Source organism: Siphonobacter sp. SORGH_AS_0500 (assembly GCF_002838835.1).
GTDB lineage: Bacteria > Bacteroidota > Bacteroidia > Cytophagales > Spirosomataceae > Siphonobacter.
In genome coordinates this window covers 63,295-79,087 of the sequence record NZ_NHPP01000010.1, presented here as the reverse complement: position 1 = coordinate 79,087, position 15,793 = coordinate 63,295, and the positions used below count along the sequence as shown (strand labels likewise).

Genomic DNA, 15,793 nt, shown 5'->3' with positions numbered 1-15,793 from the left:
CAAGATTGCTTAATCCATTCAGAAGATCATTTCTAGAAGCTAAGATTCACACCAAACGTGATGGTACGGCCATTCCCCAAAGAGTTATATTCAATACCTGGTGAAGTATTAGTATTGCCATTTACGGAAGATTCAGGTTCTACGCCTGAGTACTTCGTAAGAAGAAATACATTAGAGGCCTGGGCATACACACGAAGCGAGCTAATACCCGATTGTCCAAATACAGCAGCAGGTAGTTTGTAGCCTAACACCAGGTTTTGCAACCGAAGGAAATCTCCTTTCTCTACATAAGCTGAAATGTTTGGAATATTAGCCGCAGCAAAGTTGTCTCCATAAACCAGACGAGGTACATCCGTAACTTGACCCGGAGTTGTCCAGCGATTGAGTACTTTTTTGGAGTTATTAAACATCCGTTGATCCAGCCAGGTACCCGTATTCCCGTTTAAAATGTAGTTACCACCAGAGTAGGTAAAGTTTACATTCAGATCAAAGTTCTTATAACGGAACGTATTATTAAATCCACCATACCATTTAGGCAGAGCATTACCCATAGGTTTGTAGTCATTAGCTGTAATAGCAGGGGCAGCTCTCCCATCCAGATATGTCCAGGAATTTCCATCAGTAGGAACTGCCAAACTATACTGCACCCGCTCTCCAGCAGCGTTAATGAAAATACGCTGTCCGTTTTCAGGGTTAATACCGTCGGTAATAGCACCGTAGAGCGTCCCTACCGACGAACCTACCTGTGTGATATTGAAGATATTAGCTGAACTGGCAGTAGTGCTTAAAATAGGCTTCCCATCACTAGCCAAAGAGGTCACTTTGTTACTCAGACGGGAATAGTTGAAGCTGATATTCCAGGAGAAGTCCGATTTACGAATTACCGTCGAGTTAATGCCTAATTCAAGTCCTTTGTTAGATAAGGATCCTACGTTAGATAAAATAGCGTTATTAGGGATTCCCTTGGATGGGGCTTGTGGAACATTCAGAATCAAGCCATCAACGTTATTATTAAAATACGTTAATTCTACCTGAAGCTTACCATTCCAGAAATCCAGGTCAGCTCCTACGTTGGTCTGTTGCGAAGTCTCCCAACCTAAATTGGCATTGCCCGCCTGATTATATGCCCAGGTAGGCACCGTTCCGTAAAGCGATGAAGAATATAGGTTTAAAGAAGCATATGGGCTGTTAAGGTTCCCATTTCCTACCCGTCCCCAGCTAGCTCTCAGCTTAGCACTGGTCATGACCTTGCTCAGCGAAGAAGCTTTGTAGAATTCTTCTTCGGACAAAGACCAGCCACCAGAGATACCTCCGAAGTTACCCCACTTCTTATCTGATCCTAAAGAAGAATTACCATCCCTTCTAAAGTTTATCGTAAAAAAGTAACGGTCATTAAAGTCATACGTTACCCGTGAGAACATCGACAGGAAGGATCGATTAAAGAGGCTGTTTCCTGAAGGCGTAATATTACCCCATGTTCCCTGGTAATCATCAAAGTAAGGGTCAGCCGCCTGAGTTACGTTCACTCCCCATATGTTAGTATCAAATACCTGAGCATCATAACCTAGCAATGCAGTCAGGTGGCTTTTTCCAAAACGAGTGTCGTAATTAAGGGTATTCGTAAAGTTCCAGTTGTTGCGAAGACCCGTTATGTTTGTAACCGAACCATTAGTAGTAGAACTACTCCCCCGGACAGCACTTAATGAGGTAATATTCTCATTTCTTAGACGGTCAATAGAGTAATTAGTTGTAAAACTAAGCCCTTTCAGAAGACTAAAAGTCGCACCGATATTAGCCAGGATACGATCATTTTCAGAAGTATAACTCGCCAGCTTAAAAAGTGCGACAGGGTTAAAATAAACACTAACCACTTTGTTCCCATCATTATTGATAGGTCCTCCGTCATTGATAGATCCTGCGTTTACATCCCTGATGTTAGGGGTACCATCCTCTTTATAAGCTGCTACGTTAGGTGCCAACGTATAGGCCATCCGGGCAGCCCCCACGATAAGTTGTGCATTACCCTCCAGTGAGCCAGAATTGGGTGACTTGTTAAAAGAGTTAGTATAATTAATACTTCCCCTTAGCTTCAGCCATTTATTAACCTGATGATCCAGATTCAAACGGATACCTTTACGCTTGAAATTATTGGTTCTCAGGATACCATTCTGATCTGAATAGTTTGTCGAAAAGAAGTAACTCGTTGTTTTACTTCCCCCACTTACATTAACGGCGTGATTCTGTGATACGCCATTCTGAAAGATATAATCATACCAGTTAGTGTTAGTATTAATAATAGAGCCATCTGAGCGACGAGCCTGAAAAAATAATTCCGAGGGTACATTTGGATCATTAGCTCTACCTTCTAAAATCTTCCTGTTGTTAACGGCCTCGTTTTTAATCATCATGTACTCATCAGCGTTGAGCAGTTTAGGCAAACGCACGGGACTCGTCACACCGACCCAGCCGTCGTAACCCACTTTCACCCGTCCTTCTTTCCCTCTTTTTGTGGTGATTAACAGCACCCCAGCTGCCGCCCGCGAACCGTAAATGGCCGTGGAAGCAGCATCTTTCAACACATCAATGGACTCAATATCCGAAGGGTTAATATCCCCCAGCGGGTTATTGGGGACGTTACCGTTACCCACACTACCAGTGGTTAAAGGGATACCATCCACTACAATTAATGGATAGGAACTTAGAGAAATCGAGTTGATCCCCCGAATCCGAATGACGGGAGCATTATTAAGTACGCCATTGGCTACGGCAATATTCACCCCGGCTGCCCGGCCCGCCAGAGCCTGGTCAAAACTTTGCACGGGAATTTCTTTGAGTTTCTCACTATTGATACTTGCTGCCGAACCCGTAAACTCTTTCTTGGTTTGCGTACCGTAGCCCACCACTAATACTTCCGTTAAGTCTTTTGAATTAGTGGCTAATTCAACGTCCAGTGTAGTTTGTGAAGAAATGGGTTGTTCAATTGGCGTGTAGCCCACGAACGAAAACACCACTACACTTTGCTGGTCGGGAACGCTCAGTTTGTATCTGCCCTGAGCATCCGTCGTAGTACCGATGCTGGTTCCTTTGACCTGAACCGACACACCCGGTAACCCTTCTTTTGATTCCTTGTCTGTTACCTTTCCTGTAATCACGCGATCAACAGGGGCACTGATAGTCAGACTGGTAGGCACTTTTACTTTTTCGGACAAGTTTACCCCGGAAACAATCGGGCTTAATCCCAGGACCAGTGCGGGGAGAATTAATTTACTCTTAAAATTCCTTTGCCCAGCCACCTCCAGGAGAGTGTGGTACTTTTTTTTCATACTTTTGCTTTGTTTTGGTACATGTAAACAGACACATGGAAATCAAAACCGGAGTTTCGTCGAGTGATTGGCGTTACAGACGAAATTTCCAGTACTTGAAATCGGTGACCCTGGCAGGTCACCGATTTCTGTTATATAAGGATAATGAATGTTTCTATACCGGGCGGAGATTGTAAACGGATAATGGGCAACTATTACTTAAATCCAATTTCTTTATAAGACTACCTTCAACCTCAAAATGGACCTAAACTGACCGTTTACTAAAAATCTGGAATAAAATTAGTCGTTTTTCAATATAGTCAATACACTTACTATGTTTTTTTATAAAACTTAGATTAATAATAAACCTATTTTAATAAACTCAGAATATTACCTAAGTCGGAATATGTCAACTATATTATGTAAATAATTATATTTTTATTTGGTCTTTGAGGTACCACCTGCGAATGGATGTTAACGTAAAATGCAGCTATAAGCCTAGAAATTAAGCTTTTACTTGGCTTTAGTTGATTTTGAATACTATGGGATAGCAAATAAAAGAGCAGCTTTCTGCTCTAAACAAAAAGCTGCTCTTTTATTTACCAACCTCCATTAAATGGTCCGATAGGAAACGTATGTTTTGGCCAGCATCATGAGTTTTTGAAAATCTGCACTCGAATTCGTTCTTCCTGAATTCGGGCAAAAGGTACGGCCTTGATTTTGGCAAAAAGTCGCAAATAATAACAATAGGCCAGATATACTCCCATCCGGGCCGAACGAGGCAATCGCCGAATACCTACAAGAGCCGCATCAAAATCCTGTTGAATGTCGTCTTCGATGATAAGTTTGTCTTTGGCTGAAAAACTATTGAAATCTACACCGGGAAAATATACTCGGCCCCGGTCGTGAAAATCGGATTTAATATCCCGCAAGAAATTTACTTTCTGAAAAGCCGAACCCAGCCGGCGGGCGGGTTCACTCAGGGAGTTATATTCGTTACAGTCACCTTCACAAAACACCCGAAGACACATCAGTCCAACCACTTCGGCAGAACCGTAGATGTACGTTTCATAGTCATTTTTGGTATAACTGGTTTCGTCCAAGTCCATTTCCATAGAAATCAGAAAGGCTTCAATAAGCTCTCGCTCGATGCCAAATTGATTGACTACTTTCTGAAAGGAATGCAGCACCGGATTCAGGCTGATACCTTCTTCAATGGCCTGATAGGTATCTTTTTTAAAACGCAGCAGTAAGTCTTTTTTATCAAAATCATGAAAAGTGTCCACGATTTCGTCCGCATATCGAACGAATCCATAGATGGCATAAATGGCCCAGTGGAACTTTCGGTCCAGTGTTTTAATGCCTAAAGTAAACGACGTGCTGTAGCGTTGGGTAATGAGCCGACTGCACTCCAGTGTCGTTTGTTCGTATAATGCCATCATATTTTTCATCAATTTGCCGTAGGTTTAGTAAGGATAAAACCCTAAAAAAACTATACTCTCTTTTTCTGTTCGCGGTCTAATTCCTGAGCTACCACTAGTCCCGAAATCAGGGATGGCGGTACGCCGGGGCCAGGAACCGTTAACTGACCAGTATAATACAAATTTTTTACCTTATAACTTTTAAGCGTAGGTTTTAATAAAGCTGTTTGGCTGAGCGTATTAGCTAATCCGTAAGCATTACCCTTAAAGGCGTGATAATCCTGTATAAAATCCGAATGGGCGTAACTACGTTTATAAACCACATGACTGCGAATGTCGTGACCTACGTAACGCTCCAGCCGCTCCATAACCATATTATAATAATAGTCACGAGTGGCTTCGGTATCCCCTTCCAGGTCGGGAGCCACGGGAATGAGAACGAATAAATTCTCACAACCCTCAGGAGCCACCGAAGGATCGGTTTTGGAGGGAGCGGATACGTAAAACAAAGGTTTACTGGGCCATTTCGGCTCGGTATAGATTTCGTGCGAATGCAGCCCGAAGTCTTCGTCAAAGAATAAGTTATGATGAATCAGCTTATCTACCCGGCGATTTACCCCTAAATAATATAGCACACAGGACGGAGCCAGAATTCGCTTTTGCCAGTAGCTTTCGGAATAATTCCGATACTCGGGTTTCAGCAACCGATCTTCTACGTGATGATAATCGGCCCCCGCTACCACTGCATCGGCGTGATAAGTGCCCGTCGTGGTCACAACTTGCCGTACCTTTTCATCCTTGATGACCAATTCCTGCACCTCTTCTTCGTAATTAATCTGAACGCCTTTCTCTTCGGCCAGCTGCACCATCGCTTTGACGATTTCGTGCATGCCGCCCATGGGATACCAGGTACCCAGAGCAATTTCCGCATAATTCATCAAACTGTACATAGCCGGTGTGTTTTCAGGAAGGGCTCCTAAAAACAGAATTGGAAATTCCATGAGCTTGAGAATTCGCTCGTGCCTGAAGTATTTCCGAATATGGGAATGAAACGATTGCAGCACATCCAGACGACTCACGTCCAGCAGTAATTTAAAGCTCAAGAACTCGGTAATGCTTCGGCTGGGTTTCCAGACGAATGTATTCATTCCGACGTCATACTTATAGGCTGCCTGCTTGAGAAACTTTTGAAGGTTTTGGGCGGCACCGGGTTCCAGCTTTTCAAACAAAGCTTCAAGTTTGGGCAAACTGGCGGGAAGATCTACGGCATCGTTAGAGCCAAAAACCACGCAATAGGAAGGATCTAGACGGATGAGCTGGTAGTAGTCGGAAGGCTTTTTACCGAATTGAGCAAAATACTTTTCAAACACATCGGGCATCCAGTACCAACTCGGGCCCATGTCAAAGACAAAACCCTGGGTTTCAAACTTTCGGGCCCGTCCTCCAGCCGACTCATTTTTCTCTAGTATGGTTACTTCATACCCCTGATCCGCCAGAGCGGTGGCGGCGGCTAAGCCCGAAAAACCGGCACCAATAACAATTACTCGTTTGCCCATGAAATTACTTAAAATACTACCAGTCTAACTGGGACGAAGTCAAATTGTTTGGGGAGTAGACACAAAAAAAGCCGGGAGAATCCGGCTTCGTTATTCTAATCAAGATGAAGGTCCTAGTACGCGTATTCGTACATGCTCAACTGATCTTTTAATTCCTTGCGGGCCAAGTGAATTCGGTTCTTCACGGTACCGATGGGAATTTGCAGACGATCAGCAATCTCGTGGTATTTGTAGCCTTGAAAATACATCATAAAGGGCGTTTTGTGAGAATCGTCCAATACGTGAATGGCGGCATTAATGTCTTCCAGAGCAAAGGTTGAATAAGCTTGATTGTCGGTAGAACTCTCCAGCGAGTTTAAGTAATATAAGTCGTCTGATGTATCAATAAACGTGTTCTTACGCACCATCCGCTGATAGTTTGTAATGAACGTGTTTTTCATAATCGTATAAAGCCAGGCTTTGATATTAGTGCCGTCCGCATACTTATCACGATTGGTGAAAGCTTTGAGTAACGTGTCTTGTAATAAATCATTGGCCTCTTCAACATCCTTCGTTAATCGTAGTGCAAAAGGCCGCAGTGATTTCGAGACGTGTCCAACGTGATGAGTAAATTCAAGAGCAGTCATGGGCTGAATAAGGCGACGTTTGTTTAATGAAATTATTTATTAGGTTAAACAATATTATGTTTATGTCCTAGCAATAAAAAATCTTGCGTGAATTTTTGATCGAACGGTTCAAATCAGGTTTCACCCAGCAAATCAGGTGTTTAACAAAACTGGACTCTAGGTTGAACAATCGGGAATTAATATTAAAAAACCGGGCCACAGCCTTTTGACTAATTGATTTTAATAAATTATTAAACAACCTACCTGGTCATATACACTCAAAATTCATTCCATAATCTGTCTTTTTGCAATACTGTTGCACATACGTTACTTTTGTCGTTACATTCAAGCGATGGAATTCATGATGCGTTGGTTATTGATTGGGGGACTGTTACTAACGGGGTCGGTGCGAGCCCAGAATTGTAACTGTGTACTGAAAGGAGAAGTGAATGAGCATCAAACCGGCAAACCCGTCGCCGGAGCTGTTTTGTTCTTACCGGAAATAAATCGGACGACTCTTACCGACGGTTCCGGGAAATATGTGCTTAGGGGTTTGTGCCAGGGTAAGTATACTCTAATTTGTAAACTCATTGGTTATCAGTCTGATACTCTTTCTGTTAATCTTATTCATGAAGAAGTAGAGCAAAATCTTCATCTGGAAGAAGAAGACATTCACCTGCAAAACGTAACCGTTACGGCTCATAAGCTGGAGAATTCTACGCTGAATCGTTCGGTGTTATCGGGAGAAGCTCTGGATCAGACCCGGGGGCAAAGTCTGGCCGATGCTTTGAAAAACGTTACGGGTGTATCAACCCTTCAAACGGGCAGTAGCATTGGTAAGCCCATTATTCACGGCATGCACTCCAATCGAGTCCTGATTTTGAACAATGGCATTCGTCAGGAAGGACAGCAATGGGGCAGCGAACACGCTCCCGAAATTGACCCTTTTGTTGCCAAACAACTTACGGTGGTAAAAGGAGCCGCTGGCGTTCGCTATGGTCCTGAAGCAATTGCCGGAGTGGTGCTGGTAGAGCCTGCCCCTATTTCACAACATACTGATATACAAGGCGAAGCAAATTTAGTTGGCTTCTCTAATGGGCGTCAGGGCGTAGCTTCTTTACAGGTAGAAGGGGGCTTAAAAGCACTACCCGGATTAGGCTGGCGGGTACAGGGAACGCTCAAAAGGGGCGGTAATATTCGAACTCCTCATTATTTTTTAGATAACACGGGCATTGCCGAAGGTAACTATTCGCTGGCGGTGGGTTACCGTCACGGTAACTGGAATCTGGAAGGATTCGCCAGCCATTTTGATACTAAACTAGGTATTTTCAGTGGTTCGCACATTGGCAGTGTTAGTGACCTGGAAAATGTACTTAAAAATGGAGAACCGTTCGTAAAAAGTGGTTTTAGTTATGCCATTGGGCGTCCTTATCAGCAAGTATCCCATAGTCTTGAGAAGCTGAAAATCAGTTATTCACCCTCCGAAAAAGGCCTGTGGTCGTTAACGCTGGCTCGTCAACGAAACAAACGGGCAGAGTACGATCTTCACCGACCCCGAAATGATAGTTTAGCGGCTTTAAACCGACCTGAACTTAACTTTGAAATCTCGACCTATACGGGAGATCTGGTTTACGAGCATCGACCCATTGCCCAAAGAATCACGGGATCAGCAGGATTAAGTCTTCAATACCAACGAAATCTGGTTTATGGCCGGCCCCTGATTCCTAATTTCAGACAAGGAACAGCGGGGTTATTCTGGCTTGAAAAGTACAGCAGTGAACAATGGGATCTAGAGGCAGGCGTACGATATGACTTTCGTTATCAGCGAGTTACTCTTTTTCCTCGTCGCGGAGTTCGGGAATATAAGTATATGCGATTTGGTAACGTATCGGGCAGTTTGGGTCTCGTGCGTCGCTTCGGGAAAGCATGGAATACACGGCTGAATGCTGGGGTGGCCTGGCGGCCTCCTTCCATCAATGAATTATACAGTGCAGGCGTTCACCACGGAGCAGCAGCGTATGAAGAAGGCGACGCCAACCTGCAACCCGAAACGGCTTTTAATCTTGACTGGACGACTCAATACAGTAGCAAACGCTTGACGGCTGAAGTTTCTTTCTACCGTAATTACATCCATAATTTTATTTACCTGCAACCCCAGGCTACGCCTATCCTTACCATCCGGGGGGCATTTCCGTATTTTAAATATACACAGGTAGATGCTCTTTTTCAGGGAATTGACCTTTCCTTTAGTTATTTGATAACCAATCATTTAACTATACAAAGTAAATATGCAATGGTTCGGGTAATGGACGTTAAAAACGACGTTCGGCTAGTTCAAATTCCTCCTGATCGGCTGGAAAACTCGCTTCGTTATGCATGGACAAAGCCCGGTTGGCGACTGGATAAACTTTACCTCCAGGCGGGCCATTCCTACGTAGCCAAGCAAATCAGGGTCCCCCCAAACAGTGACTTTGCTCCTCCACCAGCAGCCTACTGGCTCTGGAATGCGGCGTTAGGTACTTCCATTCCACTTCATAAAAAGAATCTGGATGTGAGCTTGAGCGTTCAAAATATATTCAACACTGCTTACCGAGATTATCTAGACCGTTTTCGGTATTATGCTGACGAACAGGGAATAAATATCAGCCTTCGAACGAAATTCAACTTTTAAAACCAGTACATAGCAAAGCCCCAGCTCTTTGAAGTGCTGGGGCTTTGCTATGTATATTAACTATTCATTAACCTTTCGAAGCTAAGCTATATGCCTTTCACTTTTCAACACTTTTCCCCATCAATGGGAATATAATTCCACAAAAATCGGACAAATTGGGAGCTTTTGTTACATTATGTCTTCATTTTATTACCAAACAGCAACTCGACAGAATTATTCTGTAAATTCTTAGTCAATGTTATCTTTCGTAAGTGATTTCTTATCGACCTCGAAGCCTACCCGTTTTAAAGAAGGGCTCTCCTTTCGTTCGAGAGAACAGGCTTGAACGAAAGAATGTATCTGTCTTACCCTCCGATTCCCAATCAGTGTATTGAAGTCTGACAATTATAAATTTTAGCCCGTTTCTAAAAGCTAAAACAAGCGACGAATCAGCCACAAGATTACATTGAGAATGATGGTTACGAGGATGCAGGTAGCAATGGGCATGTAAATCCGAACGTTTTCCCGCTCCAGACGTAGATCGCCGGGTAATCGTCCTATCCAGTGCAGTTTATCGTGAAAAAAGTAGATCACGATTCCCAGTACCATTACAATCCCGCCCAGAATGATCAGTCCTTTGCCCAAGTTTGGATTCATGCCTTTTGCTGATTAATACTCCTCCGCTGCCGAAGGAAAGTCTTTCGTTTTCACATCGTCTACGTAACTCGATACTGCCTGTTGAATCACCTCGGCGACATTGGCATAGCGACGCAGAAAACGCGGTTTAAACTCCTGATTAATTCCTAACATGTCGTGCATGACCAGAATTTGACCATCGCAACCGCCCCCAGCTCCAATTCCAATACTAGGAATGTGCACCGAAGCCGTAACTTCAGCGGCCAACTGAGCCGGAATCTTTTCGAGAACGTAAGAAAAACAACCTAACTCCTCCAGCAAACGAACATCGTCACGCAGTTTTTGAGCTTCTGCTTCTTCCTTTGCTCGCACAGCATAAGTGCCAAATTTGTAAATAGATTGCGGGGTCAATCCCAAATGTCCCATTACTGGAATACCTGCACTCAGCACCCGAGCAATGGATTCTTTTATCTCGGCTCCGCCTTCCAGTTTCACGGCATGAGCTCCCGATTCTTTCATAATCCGAATAGCCGAACGCAGGGCTTCTTCGGAGTTTCCCTGGTAATTGCCAAAGGGTAAATCCACTACGACCAGGGCTCGCTTCACGGCCCGAACCACCGACTGAGCGTGGTAAATCATTTGGTCAAGGGTAATAGGCAAGGTGGTTTCATGCCCCGCCATCACGTTCGAAGCGGAATCTCCTACGAGAATAACTTCTACGCCAGCCGCATCGATAAGCTTGGCCATGGAGTAATCATAGGCCGTTAAACAACTGATTCGTTCGCCTTTGGATTTTAATTCTTGCAGGGTATGCGTAGTAACCCGCTTAATATCAGGATTATGAACAGACATAGTAGTTTTCCGTTTTCAATTTCCAGTTTGTGATTAATCGTTTTCAGTTTTACCCTGAAGACCCAAGGTCTCAACACAGCGTTTCACAAAGCATTAAGCCGGGTACGTTTCTGGTTATCGTCAACTGAAAACAGACCTCCGCAAACTGAAAACAAATAAAATAAGCTGCGAATTTAGGTTTTGTAGGGTGTAAACAAAAAATCCCTGCGGGTGAAGGCAGGGACTTTTCCATCAGACGAAACTGATTAGTCATGTTGTTTGAGTTTATCCTTGAAAACTTTCTCAAACTTTTCAACCTTGGGTCTTACCACAAACAAACAGTAAGGCTGACGGCCATTCTGGTTGTAATAATCCTGGTGGTAAGCTTCGGCTTTATAAAAATTAGTAAAAGGCGTAATTTCCGTCACCAGCGGATCGGGGTAAATCTTGGCCTTGTCTACTTCTTTCTTCCAGTGTTCGGCTTCTTCTTTCTGTTTTTCGTTATGATAGAAAATGGCCGAACGATACTGAGGCCCTTCGTCATTTCCCTGCCGATCAACTGTGGTTGGGTCGTGTGTCCGCCAGAAAACGGCTAACAGATCAGCAAAGCTGATTTTCTTGGGATCGTAAGTAATGTTCGTTACTTCAGCGTGTCCGGTTCGACCGGTGCAAACGTCTTTGTAGGAAGGATTTTCCACAAAACCACCGGAATAACCTGATTCTACTTTTACTACACCATCCAACCGTTGAAAGACCGCTTCGGTACACCAGAAACAGCCCGATCCTAAGGTGGCTACTTCGAGTCCAGCGGGTACTTGTACGGTTGTTTTAGGCAGAGGTTTATCCGTTGTCATAGCTTTCTTCTGCTCCTGAGCCGGCGACTGGCACGCAAAGAGCGTGGCCACAGACAGGAGACTTAGTTTGAGCGTTCGAAATATTGTTTTCATTAGATAGATAACAGGAACAGAACCAGGATAGTTTACCTAAGTAAAAGAATATTATTACCTTAATTCAAGCAATTTAGAGCAGTCCAACATTCCCTATCTGTATGAAATTAAATCTCGATACCAAACCGTTTTGCATAACGGGTTCTGACAAATTTAAAATCAAAGACCATTCGACTCAAATCAAGGATCTCTACAAAACGAAGGAAGAGTACGAAAGCCTTTTAGCGGAATACCGCGAAGAGATTGACGAGCTGCAAAGCCGCATGTACGCTCATAACCGCTTTGGTTTATTACTCATCTTTCAGGCCATGGACGCGGCGGGTAAAGATGGCACCATTGGGCACGTCATGAGTGGAGTGAATCCCTTCGGCGTGGAGATTCATAACTTCAAACGTCCTTCTACGCTCGAACTGGAACACGACTTCCTCTGGCGAACCAGCCTCCGGGCTCCACAGCGGGGCACCATTGGCATTTTCAACCGGAGTTATTACGAAGAAGTTCTGGTGACAAAAGTTCATCCCGAGATCATTCTTGATACCCAGCGATTACCCGAAGAGTTGACCAAAGACCTGGACAAACTCTTCAAACATCGTTATAAGGATATTGCCAATTATGAGAAGTATCTGGTGCGGAATGGCATTCACATCATGAAATTCTTCCTCAATGTTTCTAAAGAAGAACAGGGCAAACGCCTCATCAGCCGGATTGAAGACGTTTCTAAAAACTGGAAGTTTGAGGAAAACGACGTAAAAGAACGGGAATATTGGGACGACTATCAAGAGGCCTACGAGGAAGTCATCAACCAGACCTCTACACCCAAAGCTCCCTGGTACGTTATTCCGGCGGACGATAAGAAAAACATGCGACTCATTGTTAGTCAACTTATTCTGGAAAAGCTCAAAACTTTGCCTATGAGTTATCCCGAATCTAGCCCAGCCCGTCAGGAGGAACTCTCTAAGTTTATCAATATCATCAAAAAACAATCAGCCAGTAACGGCGACTAGTTGCTGCCTGATTTTTTCTTCCAATTGATGCTGCCAAAGGCGAAAGGTGTCTTCAATGGGCTGGTGAGTAGGCAGGTAATCGAGAAATCGATCCATTTCAAGGAAAGAAGTGGCCTGAATTCCTGCTCCCGCCCGAGCGGCATCAATGGCATTAACGGCCTGCTCAAAATGCTGGGGCGTAGGAAAAAGCATCACGGGCTTACCCAGATACATCGCTTCACAAATGGCTTCAAAACCCGAAGTACTCACCAATCCCCGGCAACGACGCATGGCATCCAGAAATAAATGAGCATCCACGCGATGCAGGCTGTAATTGGGTAAGGGCGTTTCAATTTTTTGAGCTTGCGGATGAGCCCAGAAAGCTACTACGGTTGTTTCTGGATGGCGACGGCACCAATCCCGCAGGTCATCTTCCAGCTTATAATGAGTCATATAGGCCAGAATAAAATCCTCTTTTTGCGGGACTAAATCCTTTACCTCTGCTCGCAGTAAAGGAGGGATGACGTAAATATCCTGCTTCGTGTCATCAGGCATTTCGTAAAAGGAAAGAGCCAGTTTACGAGTAGTTCCCAACGCTGAAAGTCGGGTAACCGTATTGACAATGCGGTGATGAAGAAAACTACTGGTAGGAAGTCTAAACTGCGAATGCTGTAATAAATATTGGTGGGCAATGGAAAGCACCGGAATACTGGATTTATACCGAAATCGCCATAAGCCGCAAAGCATTTCGTAAAAATTGATAATCACATCAGGACGTTTTTCCTGAATATAGGCCTCCACTTTACCCGCCTGCTGCATATAAACGCTACCCTGTTTGAGGTTTTCCCAAAAGGTTTTCCAGACGGCTAACGATTTACTTTTTTCGCTATAGAGCAAAGCCGGACTAGGGAAAGCCCGCATCTCTACCGACAGGTGTTTTTCGAGTAAGACCGGAATGCCCCGGCCCTGGGTTGTGCCGACAATTGCTCCTACTAATTCATGTCCGGCTTTTTGCAGGATCTCGGCCATCGCAATAGCCTGGGTCTGATGGCCCCGACCTTCGCCCTGAATAAAAAAAAGAATTCGCATACCTTAGCCTTTGACTGAACTCAAAGATATAAGGCTTTTGAGAATGTCATCTTCCTGTTCCTGATCGTCTTCAGATATTTCTTCTTCCAGGGGTAAATTCGAAGAAATGGGCGTATAATAAAGCAGGTTCCAGTTTCCTTCGTGATCTTCCACCAAAGCCGAAAGTGATTCCACCCAATCACCGGAATTCAGATATTGTACAGAACCGATCATGCGAATGGAGGGTTGGTGAATGTGCCCACATATGATCCCAGTGCATCCTTTGGACTCAGCCAGATCAGCTAGTTTCTCTTCAAAATCGGAGATGTAATTAACCGCCGCTTTGACTTTATGCTTGATTTCCTGCGAAAGGGAGTAATAAGGCAATCCACGCCAGGCCCGCCAGTGGTTATAAAACTTATTGATTCCCAGCAGCAGGTTATACCCTACGTCGCCTACGTAAGCCAGCCATTTCAGGTGCGTGGTAATACGGTCAAAAATGTCGCCGTGGGTGACGTAATATTGCTGGTTTTTCTGGGTTTTGAGGATATAATCCCGGCGGATGGAAAAGTACTTTCCAACTTTGATGGGTAACACATGATCCAGAAAATCATCGTGATTACCCCTTAGATAAATGACTTTCGTGTCGTAGGCCTCAATCATTTTAAGGACCTGACGAAAGAACGAAGTATGCTTTTTCTTCCAGCTATTGCCGTATTTTTTTAGCTGCCAGCCATCAATAATATCGCCGTTGAGAATAAGCTTATCGCAGGTATACTGCTTAAGAAAAGCGGTGACCTCCCGGGCCTTGGCTCCCTTCGAACCCAGGTGAATATCCGACAGGACAATGGTGCGAAAATGCGTGCGTACATCCATGCTGCAAACTACCGCCTATCTGTGACCCACGCTTGAATTTCATTTTACTATATCAATAAAGTTCTAACTCACTGGTTAACAATTACTTCACATTAGATATTCTGATAACTTTTTCACTCAAAATTCTAGTAATTATCCATAAAAAAGCCGCTAAGTTGAGTAACTCAGCGGCTTTTTCTAAACGTGTATGAGCTTACCACCAGCGGTAAAACAAACCAGCCGAAGCCGATACATTTGCTACATTAGATACATAGCTACTTTTGAAAGGCGAGTAAAAATAAGTAGCCTGAACGTCGGCTCCGAAGTTTCCATTTTTAGCAAACAGGAAACGGGCTCCTACCCCAGCCTGACCACTAAACGCCAGCGTGCTTTTTCCATCTTCCAGGTAGCCGTAATAAGTCAGATTCCGCATACCGGTAGCTCCCAAACCTAACATGGCGTAAGGCCGAACGGGGGCATTCGGTGACGCGAAATGGTACTTCCCAAAAGCATGAAATGAAGTAGCTCCCAACGAGTGCGTTTCAATAGAGGAAATGTCCTGATTACCCGAGGTATAAATCCGGCGGGGCAATCGATCCTTGAAATAGGAATAATTGAACTGCAAACCGAAGGAGTAATTCTTCGGCGTTACGAACTCTCCTGAAAGATTGTAATGATACTTAGCCATTCCTCCGGCATAATCTTTCAAACTTCCCAGCGGCGAGGCTACGCCATAGCGGGCGGTAATCTGATAGTGCGTATACCGTTCGAAAGGAGATTTCATTGTACGAGTCGGAACACTGCGATACTCGTAATCCTGTTTATTATAATGTCCTGGGTTTTGCTGAGCACTTACCCCGAAAGACAAGCCAACAAAAGCCAGCAATAATAGGCGTTTCATAAGAAGACTAGATTAATACAATTAATTGGCTTTCAAGT

At 44.2% G+C, this 15,793-nt stretch carries 11 protein-coding genes and 1 pseudogene; 2 read left to right on the top strand and 10 right to left on the bottom strand.

Features of this window, described 5'->3' with window-relative positions; translation table 11 throughout:
- Window positions 1–32: 32 nt before the first annotated feature.
- The 4 genes and pseudogenes from BWI96_RS13545 to BWI96_RS13530 all read right to left on the bottom strand — a co-directional run bounded on the left by BWI96_RS13545 (window position 33) and on the right by BWI96_RS13530 (window position 6,905).
- A complete protein-coding gene (locus BWI96_RS13545; protein WP_106637154.1) occupies window positions 33–3,323 on the bottom strand; it encodes a TonB-dependent receptor in 3,291 nt (1,096 codons plus the stop codon).
- Between the two features lie 591 nt (window positions 3,324–3,914).
- Window positions 3,915–4,744 (bottom strand): annotated as a pseudogene (locus BWI96_RS13540) (phytoene/squalene synthase family protein).
- Between the two features lie 50 nt (window positions 4,745–4,794).
- Entirely contained in the window at window positions 4,795–6,279 is a 1,485-nt protein-coding gene (locus BWI96_RS13535) for an NAD(P)/FAD-dependent oxidoreductase (RefSeq protein ID WP_106637153.1), read from the bottom strand.
- Window positions 6,280–6,392: 113 nt separating this feature from the next.
- The gene (locus BWI96_RS13530; RefSeq protein ID WP_106637152.1) at window positions 6,393–6,905 is read right to left on the bottom strand and encodes an RNA polymerase sigma factor; all 513 of its coding nucleotides are present in this window, start codon (window positions 6,903–6,905) and stop codon (window positions 6,393–6,395) included.
- Window positions 6,906–7,245: 340 nt separating this feature from the next.
- Between BWI96_RS13530 and BWI96_RS13525 the strand changes: the two genes are divergently transcribed.
- Window positions 7,246–9,555 (top strand): TonB-dependent receptor, encoded by a 2,310-nt coding sequence (locus BWI96_RS13525; protein WP_232793729.1) that lies wholly within the window; start codon window positions 7,246–7,248, stop codon window positions 9,553–9,555.
- A 411-nt stretch (window positions 9,556–9,966) separates the two neighbouring features.
- On the opposite strand, the gene BWI96_RS13520 is transcribed toward BWI96_RS13525, so the two are convergent.
- The 3 genes from BWI96_RS13520 to msrA all read right to left on the bottom strand — a co-directional run bounded on the left by BWI96_RS13520 (window position 9,967) and on the right by msrA (window position 11,948).
- Window positions 9,967–10,191: a DUF2905 domain-containing protein gene (locus BWI96_RS13520; RefSeq protein ID WP_106637150.1), complete on the bottom strand. Its 225-nt coding sequence runs from the start codon at window positions 10,189–10,191 to the stop codon at window positions 9,967–9,969.
- Window positions 10,192–10,203: 12 nt separating this feature from the next.
- The gene (gene panB / locus BWI96_RS13515) at window positions 10,204–11,022 is read right to left on the bottom strand and encodes a 3-methyl-2-oxobutanoate hydroxymethyltransferase (protein ID WP_106637149.1); all 819 of its coding nucleotides are present in this window, start codon (window positions 11,020–11,022) and stop codon (window positions 10,204–10,206) included.
- 245 nt (window positions 11,023–11,267) lie between these two features.
- A complete protein-coding gene (gene msrA / locus BWI96_RS13510) occupies window positions 11,268–11,948 on the bottom strand; it encodes a peptide-methionine (S)-S-oxide reductase MsrA (protein ID WP_198555257.1) in 681 nt (226 codons plus the stop codon).
- Window positions 11,949–12,049: 101 nt separating this feature from the next.
- Here msrA and BWI96_RS13505 point away from each other — a divergent pair, with 101 nt between their 5' ends.
- Window positions 12,050–12,952: a polyphosphate kinase 2 family protein gene (locus BWI96_RS13505; RefSeq protein WP_106637148.1), complete on the top strand. Its 903-nt coding sequence runs from the start codon at window positions 12,050–12,052 to the stop codon at window positions 12,950–12,952.
- Here BWI96_RS13505 and BWI96_RS13500 read toward each other — a convergent pair.
- The 3 genes from BWI96_RS13500 to BWI96_RS13490 form a co-directional block, all read right to left on the bottom strand.
- Window positions 12,932–14,020 carry a glycosyltransferase family protein gene (locus BWI96_RS13500; RefSeq protein ID WP_106637147.1) on the bottom strand — a complete coding sequence of 363 codons (1,089 nt, stop codon included), beginning with the start codon at window positions 14,018–14,020 and terminating at the stop codon, window positions 12,932–12,934. The two genes, BWI96_RS13505 and BWI96_RS13500, sit on opposite strands and share 21 nt — an antisense overlap.
- Before the next feature lie 3 nt (window positions 14,021–14,023).
- On the bottom strand, window positions 14,024–14,875 hold the full coding sequence (locus tag BWI96_RS13495) for a UDP-2,3-diacylglucosamine diphosphatase (RefSeq protein ID WP_106637146.1): 852 nt from the start codon (window positions 14,873–14,875) through the stop codon (window positions 14,024–14,026).
- 193 nt (window positions 14,876–15,068) lie between these two features.
- Entirely contained in the window at window positions 15,069–15,755 is a 687-nt protein-coding gene (locus tag BWI96_RS13490) for an OmpA family protein (RefSeq protein WP_106637145.1), read from the bottom strand.
- Window positions 15,756–15,793: the final 38 nt, after the last annotated feature.

What these genes read in the sequence shown, in the direction of transcription:
- BWI96_RS13545 (WP_106637154.1), bottom strand. Translation starts at nt 3,323, where the DNA reads ATGAAAAAAAAGTACCACACTCTCCTGGAGGTGGCTGGGCAAAGGAAT.
- BWI96_RS13535 (WP_106637153.1), bottom strand. Translation starts at nt 6,279, where the DNA reads ATGGGCAAACGAGTAATTGTTATTGGTGCCGGTTTTTCGGGCTTAGCC.
- BWI96_RS13530 (WP_106637152.1), bottom strand. Translation starts at nt 6,905, where the DNA reads ATGACTGCTCTTGAATTTACTCATCACGTTGGACACGTCTCGAAATCA.
- BWI96_RS13525 (WP_232793729.1), top strand. Translation starts at nt 7,246, where the DNA reads ATGATGCGTTGGTTATTGATTGGGGGACTGTTACTAACGGGGTCGGTG.
- BWI96_RS13520 (WP_106637150.1), bottom strand. Translation starts at nt 10,191, where the DNA reads ATGAATCCAAACTTGGGCAAAGGACTGATCATTCTGGGCGGGATTGTA.
- panB (WP_106637149.1), bottom strand. Translation starts at nt 11,022, where the DNA reads ATGTCTGTTCATAATCCTGATATTAAGCGGGTTACTACGCATACCCTG.
- msrA (WP_198555257.1), bottom strand. Translation starts at nt 11,948, where the DNA reads ATGAAAACAATATTTCGAACGCTCAAACTAAGTCTCCTGTCTGTGGCC.
- BWI96_RS13505 (WP_106637148.1), top strand. Translation starts at nt 12,050, where the DNA reads ATGAAATTAAATCTCGATACCAAACCGTTTTGCATAACGGGTTCTGAC.
- BWI96_RS13500 (WP_106637147.1), bottom strand. Translation starts at nt 14,020, where the DNA reads ATGCGAATTCTTTTTTTTATTCAGGGCGAAGGTCGGGGCCATCAGACC.
- BWI96_RS13495 (WP_106637146.1), bottom strand. Translation starts at nt 14,875, where the DNA reads ATGGATGTACGCACGCATTTTCGCACCATTGTCCTGTCGGATATTCAC.
- BWI96_RS13490 (WP_106637145.1), bottom strand. Translation starts at nt 15,755, where the DNA reads ATGAAACGCCTATTATTGCTGGCTTTTGTTGGCTTGTCTTTCGGGGTA.